The sequence below is a fragment of the Roseburia sp. 499 genome, assembly GCF_001940225.2.
Classification (GTDB): Bacteria; Bacillota; Clostridia; order Lachnospirales; family Lachnospiraceae; genus Petralouisia.
Window position 1 is genome coordinate 220,879 of sequence record NZ_CP135164.1, and the last position, 15,606, is coordinate 236,484.

The window sequence follows — 15,606 nt, forward strand, 5'->3', positions numbered from 1 at the left end:
AGTCAACGAGAAAAATAGTTTATTCCTGTGCCAAAACCTTCATTTTACTCAGTGCATTGGTAACAGGTGGCAGTGCAATGATAATGATGGTAATAACAGCTTCTGTAAGAAGATAGGAGCCGTTGTAAACCAGAGAGTAGATTGGTGCACTCATACCACTTCCTTCTGCATAAGAAGCAAAAAAGAGAAGACCTGATAAAAAGGCGAAAAAGTAACGTCCCAGCACTCCTGCGATGTAGCCTTTTATCAGGCCGTTTTTCTTCTTAGAGAAGAAACCGGATAATCCAAGAGCTCCAAATGCCAGAGGATAATCTGTAAAAAATTGCGGAATTGAGTAGAAATAGGGCTCAATAACAAACTGGAGAAGACCGTAGGCAATACCTGCAGTAATTCCTATATAAGGTCCATACCAGTATCCAATTAATACAATAAAAAGCATACTGAATAAGGTAACGGAACCACCCATAGGTAAATCAAAGGGTTTGATAAGTGAAGTGACAGTGGCAAGCGCCAGGGCGACAGCAGAAAATACCAGCTGTTTTGCAGAAAATTTTTTATGATTCATTTTTAGTACCTCCTTTTAGTCAATATAGTATAGCATTAATTTAGGAAAAGATAAAATAAATACTACTTTTATGTGATAAAACTGTAAAGTAATGAAAGAAAAATATTGCAAAATAGGTAAAATCATAATAAAATAAGAATGTTGATGATAAATATACTAATTATAAAGGAGAACTACTATGAGCTATGTTGATGAAGTGCTGGAGCGCGTAATTGCAAAGAACCCAGCAGAACCTGAATTTCATCAGGCAGTAAAAGAGGTTTTAAATTCTTTAAGACCAGTAATTGAAGCAAACGAAGAAGTATATCGTAAAGAAGCGCTGTTAGAGCGTCTGACTGAGCCGGACAGACAGTTCAAGTTCCGTGTACCTTGGGTAGACGATAAGGGACAGGTACAGGTAAACACAGGTTACCGTGTACAGTTCAATAACAGCATTGGACCATACAAGGGAGGATTAAGATTACATCCTTCTGTAAACCTTGGAATTATTAAATTCTTAGGTTTCGAGCAGATTTTCAAGAACTCCTTAACCGGACTTCCAATCGGTGGTGGTAAAGGTGGTTCTGACTTCGATCCTAAGGGAAAATCAGACCGTGAAATCATGGCATTCTGCCAGAGCTTTATGACAGAGCTTTGCAAATACATCGGTGCTGATACTGACGTACCTGCAGGAGATATCGGAACAGGAGCAAGAGAAATCGGTTACATGTTCGGACAGTTCAAGAGAATCCGTGGTACATACGAAGGTGTGTTAACCGGAAAAGGACTTTCCTACGGCGGATCTTTAGCTCGTACAGAAGCAACAGGATACGGTTTATTATACTTAACACAGGAAATGTTAAAGTGCAACGGACATGACATCAAAGGAAAGACTGTATGTGTATCCGGTTCCGGAAACGTTGCAATCTACGCAACACAGAAAGCACAGCAGTTAGGTGCAAAGGTTGTAACTGTCAGCGATTCTACAGGTTGGGTATATGATCCGGAAGGAATCGATGTTGATTTATTAAAAGAAGTAAAAGAAGTAAAACGTGCACGTTTAACAGAGTATGCAGCAGCTAGACCAAGCGCAGAGTACCATGAAGGACGTGGCGTATGGACAATCAAGTGTGATATCGCACTTCCATGTGCAACTCAGAACGAGTTGTTATTAGATGATGCTAAAGCATTAGTAGCAAACGGATGTATCGCAGTAGCAGAAGGTGCAAACATGCCTACTACTTTGGAAGCAACCGAATACTTACAGCAGAATAAAGTATTATTTGCTCCTGGAAAGGCTGCAAACGCAGGCGGTGTTGCTACATCTGCACTGGAAATGAGCCAGAACTCTGAAAGATTGAGCTGGACATTTGAAGAAGTTGACAGCAAGTTACAGAACATCATGGTTAATATCTTCCACAATCTGGATGATGCTGCAAAACGTTACGGCAAAGAAGGCGATTATGTAGCAGGTGCTAATATCGCAGGATTTGAAAAAGTTGCAAACGCTATGATGGCTCAGGGTGTTTGCTAATCTATAGTTTTTTGTTAAGTGGGTTTTCCCGAAAGGGTTAAGGAGAGGGTTAAAAATACATAGGTAAAGGGAATAGAAAGTCCCGCAGACAGATTGGGGAATCTGTTTGCGGGACTTTTTTTGCAAAGTGAAAAGATATATAATAAGAAAAATGTATTTAGCAACTTTAAGTTGCATAATTAAGAAAAAAAGAACTTTGAAATTGGTAGATGTACATAAGATGATTTGATAGAATGATTTCGTCATAAGGGAAGGAGATGATATGATATGAGTTTCGGACAGAATTTGCAATTTTTACGAAAAATGAGAAACAAGATGACGCAAGAAGAATTAGCTGAAAAAATGGATGTCAGTAGGCAGACGATATCGAAATGGGAACTGGATGCTGCATTACCTGAAATGGAAAAAGCAATTTCGCTCTCTAAGTTGTTTTCCTGTTCCCTCGATGAGTTAATGCTGAGTGAGATGGCTTGCGATAGTGAATCTTATACCGATATTAGAGTAGAAGAGGTTTCGGCATTAAGATATGTAAAATATGCGGTAATTAGTAAAGAACCAGAGGATGATGCGATTAACCATATGAAAGCGTGGGCAGAGTCTTTTGGAATAAAGAACCCGGAAATTATCGGTTGGGATTTTCCGTATTTGTCACAAGAGCAAATTAATGTATATCATATGCATGGGTACGAGGCAGCCTGCATTTTACCCAAAGATATTAATCCATTAGATATACCGGTAATGGAGCAGGAAAAACAGTTATACGCAGTTATTACCATTAAGGAGCCGTTTGATGCACCGTTTGTATTAATTCCCAATGCATATAAGACACTTGGATATTATATTGAGATAAACGGAATGAAGTGGATAGGCCAAAAAGGGATTCTACCATGTTTTGAGAAAACATATGAAAAAAATGGTATTGTGTACATGGATATATATATTGCAATAGAGGATAGATGACATAATTTTGTGAAATATTAGGAGGAGCAAAAATGGAATTAGTATTAGCAAATAAAGAACAGATAAAAGAACTTGTAGCAATATCCAAAGCTGCATTTGATACGGATATAGAGGTAAGAGCGGACGAAATTGGCGGACCGCCGGATTATGACTCCATCCAGTGGCACAGCAGAATGCAGAAAAGCGGAAATCTTTATGCATTATTGAACAATGGAGAGGTAATCGGTGGCGCACTTTTATTTCGAGACCGGAAGGAAAAGAGTGTGTTGTATGTAGGAAGAATTTTTGTTGCACCACAATATCATAGAAGAGGCTATGGAGTGGAACTGATGAAATTAGTAGAGAATATATTCCCCGATGTTTGTTGTATACGGTTGGACACACCCGTTTGGAATATACGAACCAATTCCTTTTACATAAAATGTGGTTTTGAGGAAAAATATAGAGACTCCGAGTCGGTGTATTATGAAAAATGAGTGAATGCTAAAGCAGAACCCATTGACATCGCACCACAATCTATAGTATAGTGTAACCAGACGTGGAATACATCCACACAAATGAGAGAATAGCGAGGAAAGTGTATGTTAGGAGTGTTAGAATAGGAGATTGCAACAAAACGATTACAGTTGCGTTATGATACCGATATGTTTTATCGGTGTTATTAGTCTACCCTAACACAGCATACACTTCTTATATTTTATATAAATAGAAGCAGTGTGCCGTTTCATAGGACATAGCTTCTTTTTTGTTTTTTGCAATCTTCACAGGACTGAAAGGAAATAGAAAAAATACCACCAACAGGAAGGAAGAAGCAAAATGACAAATATGGAACAAACTTTAGAAATAGATAAGTTAAAGGAAAAATTAGTAGAACTGGCATATACAGACAGTGCCAAACAGAAAATCAGAGAGTTAAAACCATTATTGGCAGAAAACGAAGTGACAGCAGCTTTACGGCAAACCACCGAGGCAAGAAAAATCATAGAATATGCCGGAAATCCACCTCTTACGAATCTTAATTCGGTAAAGGAATATCTGATATTGGCAGAGCAGGGTGGTTGTCTTACCGCAGAGCAGTTAGAACAGATTGGGGCCATGCTTACAACCGTAAGAAGATTAAAAGATTATTTGGACCGGGCAAAGCGGTTAGAGATCAGTCTTCCATACTACGAAGAAAACTTGGATTCCATGGATGAGGTGCGGGAAGAAATTGCCCGCATGATTCGCGGAGGCAAGGTGGATGACTATGCCAGCAAGGAGTTAAAATCTGCCCGAACAGAAATTGAGCGGTTAGAACAGAAAATGCGGGAAAAGGCAGATGCTATATTAAAGGCAAATAAAAACTGTATGTCCGACAGTTTTTCTACCATGAGAAATGGACACGTATGTTTGCCGGTAAAATAGGAATACAAGTTCAAAATACCAGGTAGCGTTATTGATCAGTCTTCCACAGGAAGTACGCTTTTTATAGAGCCCTCCGGTGTGGCGAAGTATGCAGCGGAATTGGATTTAAAAAGACTGGAAGAAGAAAATGAAGAAAGAAGAATACTGTATACACTAACAGGTATGTTAGCAGATGGAGCAGAGATATTAGAGGCGAATCAGAGGACCATTGAGAAGCTGGACTTTGCTTTTGCCAAGGGAAAAATTAGTATGGAGTATCAGGGGGGAGAACCGAAGATTACAACCGACAGGAGAATTTCTATTAAGAATGGAAGACATCCGTTGATGGAAAAAGATAGTTGTGTGCCGCTGAACTTTGAACTTGGAGATGGAGTGCAAGGAGTTATCATTACCGGACCAAATACCGGTGGAAAAACAGTGGCAATTAAGACTGTGGGAATGAACTGTTTCATGGCACAATGTGGTCTGCATGTTTCCTGTGAGGAAGCAGAAATCTGTATGAACAATCAAATACTGTGTGATATTGGAGATGGACAAAATATATCGGAGAATCTGTCTACTTTTTCTGCACACATTACAAATGTGTTGGATATTTTGAAAAAGGCAAACCGAGAAAGTCTTGTAATTATGGATGAACTTGGTTCTGGTACAGATCCAACAGAGGGAATGGGAATTGCCATTGCAATTTTAGAAGAATTACGAAAGGCAGGGGCATTGTATCTTGTTACGACACATTATCCGGAAGTAAAAAATTATGCTGAGCGGACAGAAGGAATTATCAATGCCAGAATGGCATTTGATAGAGAAAGTCTTCGCCCACTGTATCGTTTGGAAATCGGAAAAGCAGGAGAAAGCTGCGCACTTTATATTGCCAAAAAGCTTGGCATGCCGGGAAATATGTTACAGTGTGCAAGCGAGGCTGCTTATGGAACGGCAGAAAAAACAATATTGGATATTGATGCGTCAGAAGGATTAGAACATGAAAAAGTGAGCGGCATCAAAAAGAAAAAGGAGCCAAAGACAGAAAAGAATCTGGTAGAGAAGTTTCAACGGGGCGACAGTGTCATGGTATATCCGGATAAAAAAATTGGAATTGTTTGTGAACCTGTAAATGAAAAGGGAGTATTAAGAGTACAACTGCCGGATAAGAAAATCTGGATTAATCATAAACGAGTAAAATTGCATGTGGCTGCCACAGAATTATACCCGGAGGACTATGATTTTTCCATTATATTTGATACAGTAGAACAGAGAAAGGCAAGGCACCAGATGGAACGCAAGTACGCGCCTGAAATAGAACTTCATATAGAAAAGGAAGATATGCATGGCAAAATCCTATAATCAGAAAATGAAAATTTTATATCTCATGCAAGCGTTCTTAGAAAGAACGGATGAATCCCATGTGCTTTCCATGCAGGAAATTCTCAAGATGCTGGAAGGACATGGAATTCAGGCAGAGCGAAAGAGCATCTATGATGATATAGAAACGCTACGGGTATATGGTTTAGATATTGTATTTCGAAAAGAGTCTCCCTCCGGTTATTATTTGGCAAGTCATAGCTTTGAATTGCCGGAGCTGAAGCTTTTGGTAGATGCAGTACAGGCTTCAAAATTTATTACAGAGCGAAAGTCTGCCGAGTTAATTAAGAAGCTGGAGGGACTTACCAGTCGGTATGAGGCACAGCAACTGCAACGACAGGTATTTGTGGCAAATCGGATTAAGACCATGAACGAAAGTATTTATTATAATGTAGACAAGATTCATGGGGGGATTTTAAACGATGTAAAGATAACATTCCAATATTTTGAATGGACAGTAGAAAAGCAAATGCATCTGAAAAAAAGTGGAGAGGAGTATTGTATCAGTCCATGGGCGCTTACATGGGCAGATGAAAACTATTATCTCATAGGATACGATGAAGATGCGGATATGGTAAAGCATTATCGTGTAGATAAGATGCTTTCCATTGAATTGACAGAGGAAAAGCGAGTAGGTCAGGAGCATTTTGAACATTTCGACACGGCAAACTTTGCCAAAAAGACCTTTGGAATGTTTGGCGGTGAAGAACAGGACCTTCGATTAGAATTTGAAAATCGTTTTATTGGTGTAGTCATAGACCGATTCGGAAAGGATGTAGCTTTACGAAAGAAGGATGAATCACATTTCTTGGTTCGCGTAAAGGTTGTAGTAAGTCCTCAGTTTTTTGGATGGCTGTCGGGGCTTGGGATGGGAGCAAAGATTGTGGCACCGGAAAAAGTACAGCAGGAATACAGACGTTTCTTGCAGGAACTGTTAGGGCAATATTAAAAAATCGTCTTTCATTTTTAATATTGGTGTCCTTAATTGCTTTCAGTACCAAAAGGACATACTACTATACATAAACCACATGCACTCTTTCTTCCGTATTTTTCAATATAGGCACTTCTTTTCTGATTGCACAAATGGTAATCTATCAGATTGCTTCGAAGTTCCTTAATATTCCACTTCACATCTGTCAGAACTTTATGTGGGCAAACATCGACACATTTTTTGCAATTTTCCGGGCATTTATGAAATCCTTCTTCCGTATAATTATCCAAAGTAAGCTGTTTTTCATATGGAACAGCAAATACCAAGGCAGATTTATATTCTCTTGAAAGAACGCTATAATGAATATCTGTATATCCATATATTACTTCAGGTGTTCCCTTAAATATTTGTTGTATTTTTTCAACAATTTTTTCATTTACTCTGTCCTCACTAAATAAAATTTTTCTCCATATTCTCAACCAAAACTTCAAATTTAACTCTACTATAAACTATAATTTCTTTTCAAAAATTCCACCTTCAAAATAAATGTCATTTCCATCGTTATCTTTATGAAAAGATATTTCTTCCGTTCCTGTCAGTTCAAAGCCTAGACTACTAAGCAAACCAACAGATGGCAAATTTTTCAACGCTGTTCCTGCAAATATTTTCTTAGCACCAATTCCCTTCATATAATCTAAAATAGCTACTAAGCTTTCTTTTGCATATCCGTTTCCCTGATATTTGTCAAGAAATCCATAGCCGATTTCATATCCTTCTGGTCTAATATTAAGCGATGTAAATCCTATAACCTCACTTCCAAGGCAGGTTGCAAAGAAAATATGTTCCTTTCCACTCCGCGTTGCATTTGCCCATTTTTCGATTCTTTTTTTGACATCATCTGAATCTGTATTCTTAAAATTGTCATAAATAACATATTCTGATTTATTAAAATCTTCCCAAATTGCTTGGATACTACTCCAATCATTTTCCTCTATAGGTCTAATGTTTAATCGTTTCGTTTTCATTTGTTCCTCCAAATCCCGATTGAGATTTCACCTGTTTTAAGAGATTTAATAACTGTTATATTTTGCTATCAAATTCTCCGTAAACCCTTGAAAACAATGGATTTGTCGCAGATGAGCTTTCCCTTATTGTTTCCCTTGTGTTATATCATCCCACCAGCGTTTACGAACTCTGATAAGGGAAAATACAAGGGCAAGAAAAATCTATAAAACAGTATAACACAAAATAAAAGTGACATGGTGAACTGATTGAAATGCTTCTGATTCTGATTTTTGTAACAAATGATTGATTGAATGATAAGGAGATATGATACGATGAGAACAATATTTGCAGAGTACAATCCCAAACAAAACAGCATTGATGTTTATACCAGTGCAAGCTATATGCTCCGTATTGATTGTTGGGAAGCAGAAAAGAATTTAAAAACCACACCCGGATCAGACTGTGCATTGAACGCACTTGCCATTGATGAACCACTTGAATATGCAAGACTGTATCTTAATGGCATATGCAAATATGGGTAGATGCTGAAGATTCTTTGGAAATCTTTTAATATCTAAATAGATATACCATATTAACTGCATATCGCTACCGTATCCAAAAAGACATCTTAGATTTGTATAAGTTTAAAAAAACAGCGGCTCTGATTTTTTTCAAAGCCGCCGTTTCAAATTACCCGTTTTGCAACGTTTTTTCTTTTACCGTCGTCCAGTAGACCAAAATATGAAACTATAATTCATTGATCGTTGCTGTGATTGGCATACTGCGGATGCGCTTCGCCGGAGCATGAATTGCTGCGACTACCGCAAGTGAAACAAACAAAAGAATGATTATCAAAGAGCCTATTGGAAAATTCCAAACGGCATAGGGAAAATGCCTAGCAATGAGGGAATCGTACAGCAACTTGCTCAACGGCAGCCCAATGATGCAGCCAACAGCGCACCCCAGCACAGCGTAAGTTGCCGCTTCAGCAGCGATCATTTTCGTCACTTGTCGTTCATTCATTCCCACAGCCCGCATCGCGCCATACTGCTTCATCCTTGCCGATACGCTCATGGAGATGCTATTGACGATGTTCAGTACCGTCACCAACGCAATGATTGACAGGAACGCATAGACGCAGAACACAAAGGCTGTATAGGTTCCTGATGTATGACCGTCGCGCATATCCTGAAAATTGAAAGTCTCTCCAGCAACGGTTTGAATTGCCTGAACATCTTCGTCCGTCGCACCACTTGTTGTCTGTACCATAATAAGTGCGTAATTTTCTTCTCCGGTCAGACGGACAAAGGTATCACTAGAAGAAATCAGCGTTATTTTACCATGTGTCAGGCCATCACTGCTGAACGGGTCATTTTTCAGCAGTCCGGCTATCGTAAGAGTTTCTCCTTGAATCTGGATCGTATCACCGATTTTCCATGTGCTGTCCGCATCGGATGTAGCCAATACGAAGCCGCTGTTTCCGTAGACCTTTGCCAAATCGCTGCCTTTTTTCAGATTGCCGTCCTTTCTCAGGCTTTGCAAATTGAAATCATCATAAGAAATCAAATCGACAGTATCGGAAGAACTTGCATCATTGTCAAGAGAACCAGGAAGGTCAAGCGCGCTCCGACGCCCATAGACCTCTTTTACCCCATCCATCCCCTGAATCGTAATAAGCAGATCATTTGGAATTGTGTTGCCATCATTACTCGCAATGTCAATATCTGATGTGGCAACAGACTGTGGCATTAAATAGTTCACTAAATCGATGAACACGGAAAAACTCAAAAATAGAATGATGCTGAGTGCAAAAGAGACTGTCATCAGAATCAGATTTTTCTTCTTAGACACAGCATGATTGATACCAAGAATCGTTTCAATCCTTCCGAAGCAGGTGTTAGCTGCATAGCGAACCGTTTTTTCACTGCCGATATTTCCGGAAACCGCCGCAACGGGGGATACTTTGGAAGCCCGCCTCGCAGGAGCATTTGCGGCAATCAGAACCGTAATAACGCCTACAAGGATACCGCAGACAATGCCAATGTTACTGATACCAAAGAGCGGAATGTAGGAAAATTCTTCGCCCACCAGAAAGCGCAGTGCTGCACACAGGCCCCATGTTGTAGCAATGCCCATCACAAGGCCAATGGGAACTGCTGTCTTGCACCAATTCAATGCCTCCAGCCGAACGAAACGAACGATCTGCTGCTTGCTCATACCGATACAGCGCATCATTCCGAAGAACTCGATTCGCTGTGCAACAGTGCTGTTCATGCTACTGGAAATCATCAAAACGCCTGCGATCAAGATCAGTAGGAACAGGGCACAAGCGACCAGCAGAAGCGATTGTCCCATATAGCTTCCAAGTAAATCTGCCATGGACAACTTACCATGCTTTCCAAGCAACCGCGAATACTCCATCCGGGCACCCATTTCCGCCATACTGAATACCGCCGTTACCATAAATACGGCGAAAACGATACAAAGAAGTGTCAAGCGATTTTGACGGCGGTGAACTTTTGCTGAAATAGAGATGAGACTAAGATAGCTTTTCATTCACGGCACCTCCCCAAATCAGTAAGCTGACCGTCCGATACCTGCAACACTCTGTCCGCCGTCTGCGCGACGCTTCTGCTGTGCGTAATCATCACAATGGTCTGCTCATATTTTCTGGATGTTTCTTTCAGCAAGGTAATGACCTCGCTTGTGTTCTGTGTATCCAGATTTCCCGTGGGTTCATCTGCTAAAATCAGAGCAGGACGCGTAAACAGGGCGCGTCCAATCGCCACTCTTTGCTGTTGACCTCCTGAAAGCTGACTGGGCAAATGATTGCGACGGTCTTTCAAATTCAGCACCGTCAACAGTTCCTCCAAATACCGCTTGTCAGGCTTTTGGTAATCCAGCAGCACCGGGAAGATGATATTCTGCTCCACTGTCAACTCCGGGATTAAGTTGAATGCCTGAAAGATAAAGCCAATGTTTCTGCGCCGGAACACGGTCAGTTTTCGATCATTCATGGAAAAAATGTCCTTGCCATCAATCAGTACCTTGCCCGATGTCGGCATGTCCAAAGCACCGATCATATTCAGTAGCGTACTTTTACCGGAACCGGATTCCCCGACGATTGCTACATATTCGCCCTTGGGGACAGAAAAGCTAACATCTTTCAACGCCTTGACAGCAGTTTCTCCGCTGCCATAGGTCTTACTTATATTTTTGACCTCTAATAAGTTCATAGTGCAAACACCTCTTTCTGAATAATTTTACCGCATAGGCAGGCTGTCTGTCCTGTCTATGTTTGAAAGAATAGCACCTGAATATTACTGTAAGCCTACAACCAGCCTACAATTTTGTAGGAATCAGAAAATTCATTGCGAAAGTTGTCCCTATGCCTAATTCGCTGTCAACCTCAATGGTGCCGTTATGTGCTTCAACGATTGCCTTTGCCAGAGGTAGCCCCAGTCCAATCCCTTGCATGTCCTTGGAAAAACGGCTGCGATAAAACCGCTTAAAAATATGATGTATATCTTCTGGGTGGATGCCACATCCATTGTCCTTTATCACAATTTGAACACCTGATGGCAATGCCTTCCACGCAATACGAATTACAGCACCACTTTCCGTATGGTCAAACGCATTTTTTACAATATTGTCTATAGCTTCAATCAGCCAGTCACGGTCACAGAGGAGTGAAATATCCTCTGTTCCAGACAGAACGATTTCCTTCTGTTCCTGTTTGGCCCTATATGCAAAATGCAGTTCAACATCCTGCATCATATCAGCTACGCTCTCCATACTTTTCTCAATCACAATGGAGCCTGCATCCAACTTTGTAATCTTTAGAAGACTTTGAACCAGTGTTTCGATACGGTCAAGCTCCTGCTCAGACAAATCGGCAAATTCTTTCACGGAGGATGCTTCTATATCCTCGTCTTGGAGCAGTCCGTTATAAATGTTCAGCGCTGCCAGCGGCGTTTTCAGTTGATGGGAAATATCAGAGATTGTATTTTTCAAAAATTCCTTTTCCCGGAGTTCGTTATCTGCATGAGCGTTTAAAACAGCCGTCAGAGAATTGACAGAATGAAATAGTCGATACAGTTCACCCTCGTAATCACATTCAATACGGGCATTGCGGTTTCCGTCAAGATACGCATTGATCTGCGATACTGCCTGCTCCATGATCTGATATTGTTTTTTGAAATAGGAACAGCACACTGCCAATATGGAAACTCCTGCCAATACACCAACAAGCAATAGAAATAACGAAAACCGCTGATAGCATAGCCATAAAAAACCTTGTGTCAGCAGAAGAGATGCCATCAAAATGAGTGATAATACAAGAAATAATTTTTTTACTTCCTCGTTTGCAAATATTTTCATACACCACCTCACCCAATCACATTCCATTTATAGCCCATGCCACGAACTGTCAGGAGCATTTGCGGTTCACTGGGATTATCCTCAATCTTCATACGCAGCCGACGCATATAGACCGTAAGGGTACTACTGTCAATATAATTTCCATCACAGTCCCATAGCTTATCTAAAATTTGCGCTTTCGTCAGTATCATGTTCGGGTTTCGCATAAACAGACACAACAGTTTATATTCTGCGGCGGTCAGATCAATCAATGCCCCATTTTTGAAAACCTGTCCCTGTAGCAAAAGAACTTTCATACCATTCGATTGTAATTCTGTATCTATTACTTGAAAAGAATTTGCCCGGCGAAGCAGAGCGTTGATTCTTGAAATGAGAACGCCCAATTTGAAAGGTTTCGTGATATAGTCATCTCCGCCAATATCCAACCCCATAATGATACTTGTTTCTTCATCTGATGCAGTAAGAAAGATGATAGGCACCTTTGATGCAAGTCGTACCTTCTTGCAAAATTCAAATCCTGAACCATCCGGCAATGATACATCCAACACCAGCAAGTCATATTTTCCATCTGCCCATAGTTCATAGGCTTCTACCAGTGTTCTGGCAATGCAAGTGTCAAAGCCCTGCTTTTTGAAAGCAAATGAAAGACCATTTATAAGACTCAGGTCATCTTCTAAAAGAAATATTTTACTCATTTTCAAATCCTTTCTCTGTGTATCTCTTCATAAAGTGTTAGAATTGTTTTCATAATGTTATGCCATGGAATGTCAGCAGCGTAAGAATAATTTCTTTGATAAGCTTTCCATAGATTTTCCATAACAGAGCTTGATTTAATCTCATCAAAAACCTCATCTATGTCTTCAGTTTCTATCTGTTCTAACGTTTCTCGTTTCTTAGTGGTAGCAATAAGTGCGTCCCATAATACATCTTTTGAAAGTTGCTCCCCATACAGTTTTTGTAAAATATAGATATCATAAAAATCTCTCATGCGTGTATTGGTAACATTTCGGCTAATAACAGTTTCCAGTTTTTCAGCCAATACCGTTTCCAGATTATATGCCCATACCTCAATTGTGCGATCTTCAAGCATAAGATTAAAGTTGTACTTGATTTCTCTTGGTGTAATGATATCTCCTGTAGAAATATCAATCTTTAATGGTGTGATTACTCCATCAAATTTCGTTTCCATGTTTACACGAACACCCGGATAATCTGCTTCTTCCATGATTTCCGATATCCGTTTGATCCGAAACGAAACACCATCGTCCAGGGGGATTGAAATAATTTGGGATATAATCATCTCCACATCCTCCACACTAACATTAGTGCCTTTTATGGTAGCATCCAGATCCATAGTAGCTCTGGCATCCAGACCAACCATTGCCGCCACCAGCATTCCACCTTTTAATGTAAACTGATTTTTATACTCTGATAAAGAAATTCGTTCTTAAAAACGTTCCATCATATAATTCCGCATCAAAATCTGTGCATCTGCGGATTTTTTCTTTGACAGATTACGAATCAAATCCTTTAATTGTCTTGCCGTTGTTATCATCTAAAGTAACACCTCCAAATATGGTCTTAGTATCTTTTCAACATGAAATATAGCAGCGTATTTCATAAGCATCCGTAAGTTTTTATCCTTACGTTTTGCATATTGCTTCAATGCATCTTGAAAGACCTGCATTTCAATATTTTTCCTGCTACGAAGCAGATCACAAATCGTTCTCTCCATATCATAAACCGGAACTGAATGTCCGAATGATGTCTGCATAGTTGTGATCCCTATTTCATGTAAATCCTTTTTTACTGTATACACTTGAAAACCGTCTTCCTGCAAACGACTTGGATTATATCCAGTTCTTACTGTTATGGTGTATTTCAAAGGCTCTCTATCCGTTAAGTCATGAAAAAACAATGCAGTTTCGTGAGAAAATACAGCTTGACCACAACGTAAATGCAAAAGGTACATCGCATCTGTCCACGTATCAGGTGATACATACACACCATGAGAAGCTTGCTCTAATCCTCGTTCCTTCACATATGCATAAAACACAGACTTACTAATTCCATTATTTAGAACTTGAAATGTCTGAATTGTCCCCCCACATTCACGCAACAACAAATCTAATTTTTCAAATTGAGTCATATACCATCTCCTTTCATGCTAATATGATAATACATATTAGCATGAAAGTAAATATAAATAGCACCAATGAACAAATTAAATTTTAAAAATATCCTCGTTCTTCCAGCCATTCTTTCACATAGCATCGAATTCCAATATAAACCACATGCACCAGTAGCAACAGCGTGATGAGATTTATAGGAATAATAGATTTTATCCAACCACCAAAATAAATTGTAATAACTGTACTCGTTATCGCCACCATAATGCTGATGATATCCCAGCAATATTTCCGGTAGATTTTTCCTACCTGATAACCAATTCCGATTATCAGTAATCCGGTTATTACGAATAAAATTGCAATAACAGCACCAGCAATCAGCCAGTACATAATCCCGGAAAGGATACGGTTAGGTATTCCACTGCTTAACTGTCCGAAAGAATCTGCCCCTATGACAAACTCCCGAAACAAACTTCCCATTCCTTTTCCTAACGCACCGAAAAAGGTGCTACAGTCGTTAAGGAAAACCGGCGAAAGAATAGCAGTAAACAATGTTGTTGTTATGCTGTACCATGCCAGCAGGAACAGGATACTTTCATAACCAACCGTCATATTTTTATATTTCTTTTCCAACTGACTTTTACGGTTATCGCATTTTTCTTTTGCTTTCTGGTAAGCAGTACGGTCACATTTTTCGCATTTCTCATAAGGCACTTTTTTCTCAACAGCTACTTTACCAAATCCATAAGGTCCCCACTTGTACCACAATCCGTCATATTCAAACTTTGCTTCTTTACATACCTTTTCAACAGCATTGCTTAAATATACAAGTACATTTTCTCTTTTATCCGAAAAATAGACTAATGGAATATTATGATTTGAAACTCTCGGTTCTAATTCCTTTATATCTTTCACCTGTGAAGCATGATAAAACGCCATTTATTCCCCATCTCCTCTTTCATAAAATTTGAATTTACATACCGACAAATTCATAAAATATAAATTTTTCTTTTACCATCAATGATAACATAAAAATAAGCTGATGTATATTTTTTCATTAATATACATCAACTCATTTAATAAACATACTTTGTCTACATTATGATGCAGTAGAAATTTTACTGCATATTTTTTAATTGCTGAAATAATTCCAAATCGGATTGTGTAACTTTTAAATTAGAGCAATAATTTTTTCCTTCCGGAGTTGTTACATTGATTTCGATAATGGTATCTTCCTTGATTCCCTCACTGGAAACTGCCTGAAGGAATTTAGGAAATTTGGGGTGGTTGGAAGTAAATTTCTTCCATGCATTCATTACCTGAAATAGTTGCATTGGATTCATTCCCATAACCGTTCGTC

At 39.4% G+C, this 15,606-nt stretch carries 14 protein-coding genes and 3 pseudogenes; 6 read left to right on the forward strand and 11 right to left on the reverse strand.

Annotation, left to right across the window (positions count from 1 at the left end):
* Nucleotides 1–19 precede the first annotated feature (19 nt).
* Nucleotides 20–565: an energy-coupled thiamine transporter ThiT gene (gene thiT, locus BIV20_RS01220; protein WP_075721511.1), complete on the reverse strand. Its 546-nt coding sequence runs from the start codon at nucleotides 563–565 to the stop codon at nucleotides 20–22.
* 178 nt (nucleotides 566–743) lie between these two features.
* Here thiT and gdhA point away from each other — a divergent pair, with 178 nt between their 5' ends.
* The 5 genes and pseudogenes from gdhA to BIV20_RS01250 all read left to right on the forward strand — a co-directional run bounded on the left by gdhA (nucleotide 744) and on the right by BIV20_RS01250 (nucleotide 6,750).
* Nucleotides 744–2,078, forward strand: coding sequence for an NADP-specific glutamate dehydrogenase (gdhA, locus tag BIV20_RS01225; RefSeq protein WP_075721510.1), 1,335 nt, complete (start codon nucleotides 744–746; stop codon nucleotides 2,076–2,078).
* Nucleotides 2,079–2,345: 267 nt separating this feature from the next.
* Nucleotides 2,346–3,038: a helix-turn-helix domain-containing protein gene (locus BIV20_RS01230; protein WP_075721509.1), complete on the forward strand. Its 693-nt coding sequence runs from the start codon at nucleotides 2,346–2,348 to the stop codon at nucleotides 3,036–3,038.
* Nucleotides 3,039–3,070: 32 nt separating this feature from the next.
* Nucleotides 3,071–3,514, forward strand: a complete 444-nt coding sequence (locus tag BIV20_RS01235; protein WP_075721508.1) for a GNAT family N-acetyltransferase — start codon at nucleotides 3,071–3,073, stop codon at nucleotides 3,512–3,514.
* 340 nt (nucleotides 3,515–3,854) lie between these two features.
* Nucleotides 3,855–5,783 (forward strand): annotated as a pseudogene (locus BIV20_RS01245) (endonuclease MutS2).
* Nucleotides 5,767–6,750 (forward strand): helix-turn-helix transcriptional regulator, encoded by a 984-nt coding sequence (locus tag BIV20_RS01250; protein WP_075721507.1) that lies wholly within the window; start codon nucleotides 5,767–5,769, stop codon nucleotides 6,748–6,750. The pseudogene BIV20_RS01245 and the gene BIV20_RS01250 overlap by 17 nt, the downstream one beginning before the upstream one ends.
* Before the next feature lie 32 nt (nucleotides 6,751–6,782).
* Here BIV20_RS01250 and BIV20_RS01255 read toward each other — a convergent pair whose 3' ends face one another.
* Together BIV20_RS01255 and BIV20_RS01260 are read right to left on the reverse strand one after the other, a co-directional pair.
* On the reverse strand, nucleotides 6,783–7,223 hold the full coding sequence (locus tag BIV20_RS01255; protein WP_075721506.1) for a 4Fe-4S double cluster binding domain-containing protein: 441 nt from the start codon (nucleotides 7,221–7,223) through the stop codon (nucleotides 6,783–6,785).
* Nucleotides 7,224–7,241: 18 nt separating this feature from the next.
* Nucleotides 7,242–7,757 carry a GNAT family N-acetyltransferase gene (locus tag BIV20_RS01260; RefSeq protein ID WP_075721505.1) on the reverse strand — a complete coding sequence of 172 codons (516 nt, stop codon included), beginning with the start codon at nucleotides 7,755–7,757 and terminating at the stop codon, nucleotides 7,242–7,244.
* A gap of 312 nt (nucleotides 7,758–8,069) precedes the next feature.
* Between BIV20_RS01260 and BIV20_RS01265 the strand changes: the two are divergent.
* Nucleotides 8,070–8,308, forward strand: a pseudogene (locus tag BIV20_RS01265) (DUF6061 family protein).
* Between the two features lie 176 nt (nucleotides 8,309–8,484).
* Here the strand turns inward: BIV20_RS01265 and BIV20_RS01270 are convergent.
* The 8 genes and pseudogenes from BIV20_RS01270 to BIV20_RS01305 form a co-directional block, all read right to left on the reverse strand.
* Nucleotides 8,485–10,293 carry an ABC transporter permease gene (locus BIV20_RS01270; protein WP_075721504.1) on the reverse strand — a complete coding sequence of 603 codons (1,809 nt, stop codon included), beginning with the start codon at nucleotides 10,291–10,293 and terminating at the stop codon, nucleotides 8,485–8,487.
* On the reverse strand, nucleotides 10,290–10,973 hold the full coding sequence (locus BIV20_RS01275; protein WP_075721503.1) for an ABC transporter ATP-binding protein: 684 nt from the start codon (nucleotides 10,971–10,973) through the stop codon (nucleotides 10,290–10,292). Before BIV20_RS01275 ends, BIV20_RS01270 begins: the two co-directional genes overlap by 4 nt.
* A 106-nt stretch (nucleotides 10,974–11,079) precedes the next feature.
* Entirely contained in the window at nucleotides 11,080–12,117 is a 1,038-nt protein-coding gene (locus BIV20_RS01280; protein WP_075721502.1) for a sensor histidine kinase, read from the reverse strand.
* 8 nt (nucleotides 12,118–12,125) lie between these two features.
* Entirely contained in the window at nucleotides 12,126–12,812 is a 687-nt protein-coding gene (locus BIV20_RS01285) for a response regulator transcription factor (protein ID WP_075721501.1), read from the reverse strand.
* A 2-nt stretch (nucleotides 12,813–12,814) separates the two neighbouring features.
* Nucleotides 12,815–13,672, reverse strand: a pseudogene (locus BIV20_RS01290) (nucleotidyl transferase AbiEii/AbiGii toxin family protein).
* Nucleotides 13,673–14,266, reverse strand: coding sequence for a type IV toxin-antitoxin system AbiEi family antitoxin domain-containing protein (locus BIV20_RS01295; protein WP_075721500.1), 594 nt, complete (start codon nucleotides 14,264–14,266; stop codon nucleotides 13,673–13,675).
* 82 nt (nucleotides 14,267–14,348) lie between these two features.
* On the reverse strand, nucleotides 14,349–15,185 hold the full coding sequence (locus BIV20_RS01300) for a DUF6040 family protein (protein WP_242939862.1): 837 nt from the start codon (nucleotides 15,183–15,185) through the stop codon (nucleotides 14,349–14,351).
* Between the two features lie 179 nt (nucleotides 15,186–15,364).
* Nucleotides 15,365–15,595, reverse strand: a complete 231-nt coding sequence (locus BIV20_RS01305; RefSeq protein WP_330554382.1) for a hypothetical protein — start codon at nucleotides 15,593–15,595, stop codon at nucleotides 15,365–15,367.
* Nucleotides 15,596–15,606 lie beyond the last annotated feature (11 nt).

Excerpts from the sequence above, each read along its gene's own strand:
- thiT (WP_075721511.1), bottom strand. The coding sequence starts at position 565 with ATGAATCATAAAAAATTTTCTGCAAAACAGCTGGTATTTTCTGCTGTC.
- gdhA (WP_075721510.1), top strand. The coding sequence starts at position 744 with ATGAGCTATGTTGATGAAGTGCTGGAGCGCGTAATTGCAAAGAACCCA.
- BIV20_RS01230 (WP_075721509.1), top strand. The coding sequence starts at position 2,346 with ATGAGTTTCGGACAGAATTTGCAATTTTTACGAAAAATGAGAAACAAG.
- BIV20_RS01235 (WP_075721508.1), top strand. The coding sequence starts at position 3,071 with ATGGAATTAGTATTAGCAAATAAAGAACAGATAAAAGAACTTGTAGCA.
- BIV20_RS01250 (WP_075721507.1), top strand. The coding sequence starts at position 5,767 with ATGGCAAAATCCTATAATCAGAAAATGAAAATTTTATATCTCATGCAA.
- BIV20_RS01260 (WP_075721505.1), bottom strand. The coding sequence starts at position 7,757 with ATGAAAACGAAACGATTAAACATTAGACCTATAGAGGAAAATGATTGG.
- BIV20_RS01270 (WP_075721504.1), bottom strand. The coding sequence starts at position 10,293 with ATGAAAAGCTATCTTAGTCTCATCTCTATTTCAGCAAAAGTTCACCGC.
- BIV20_RS01275 (WP_075721503.1), bottom strand. The coding sequence starts at position 10,973 with ATGAACTTATTAGAGGTCAAAAATATAAGTAAGACCTATGGCAGCGGA.
- BIV20_RS01280 (WP_075721502.1), bottom strand. The coding sequence starts at position 12,117 with ATGAAAATATTTGCAAACGAGGAAGTAAAAAAATTATTTCTTGTATTA.
- BIV20_RS01285 (WP_075721501.1), bottom strand. The coding sequence starts at position 12,812 with ATGAGTAAAATATTTCTTTTAGAAGATGACCTGAGTCTTATAAATGGT.
- BIV20_RS01295 (WP_075721500.1), bottom strand. The coding sequence starts at position 14,266 with ATGACTCAATTTGAAAAATTAGATTTGTTGTTGCGTGAATGTGGGGGG.
- BIV20_RS01300 (WP_242939862.1), bottom strand. The coding sequence starts at position 15,185 with ATGGCGTTTTATCATGCTTCACAGGTGAAAGATATAAAGGAATTAGAA.
- BIV20_RS01305 (WP_330554382.1), bottom strand. The coding sequence starts at position 15,595 with ATGGGAATGAATCCAATGCAACTATTTCAGGTAATGAATGCATGGAAG.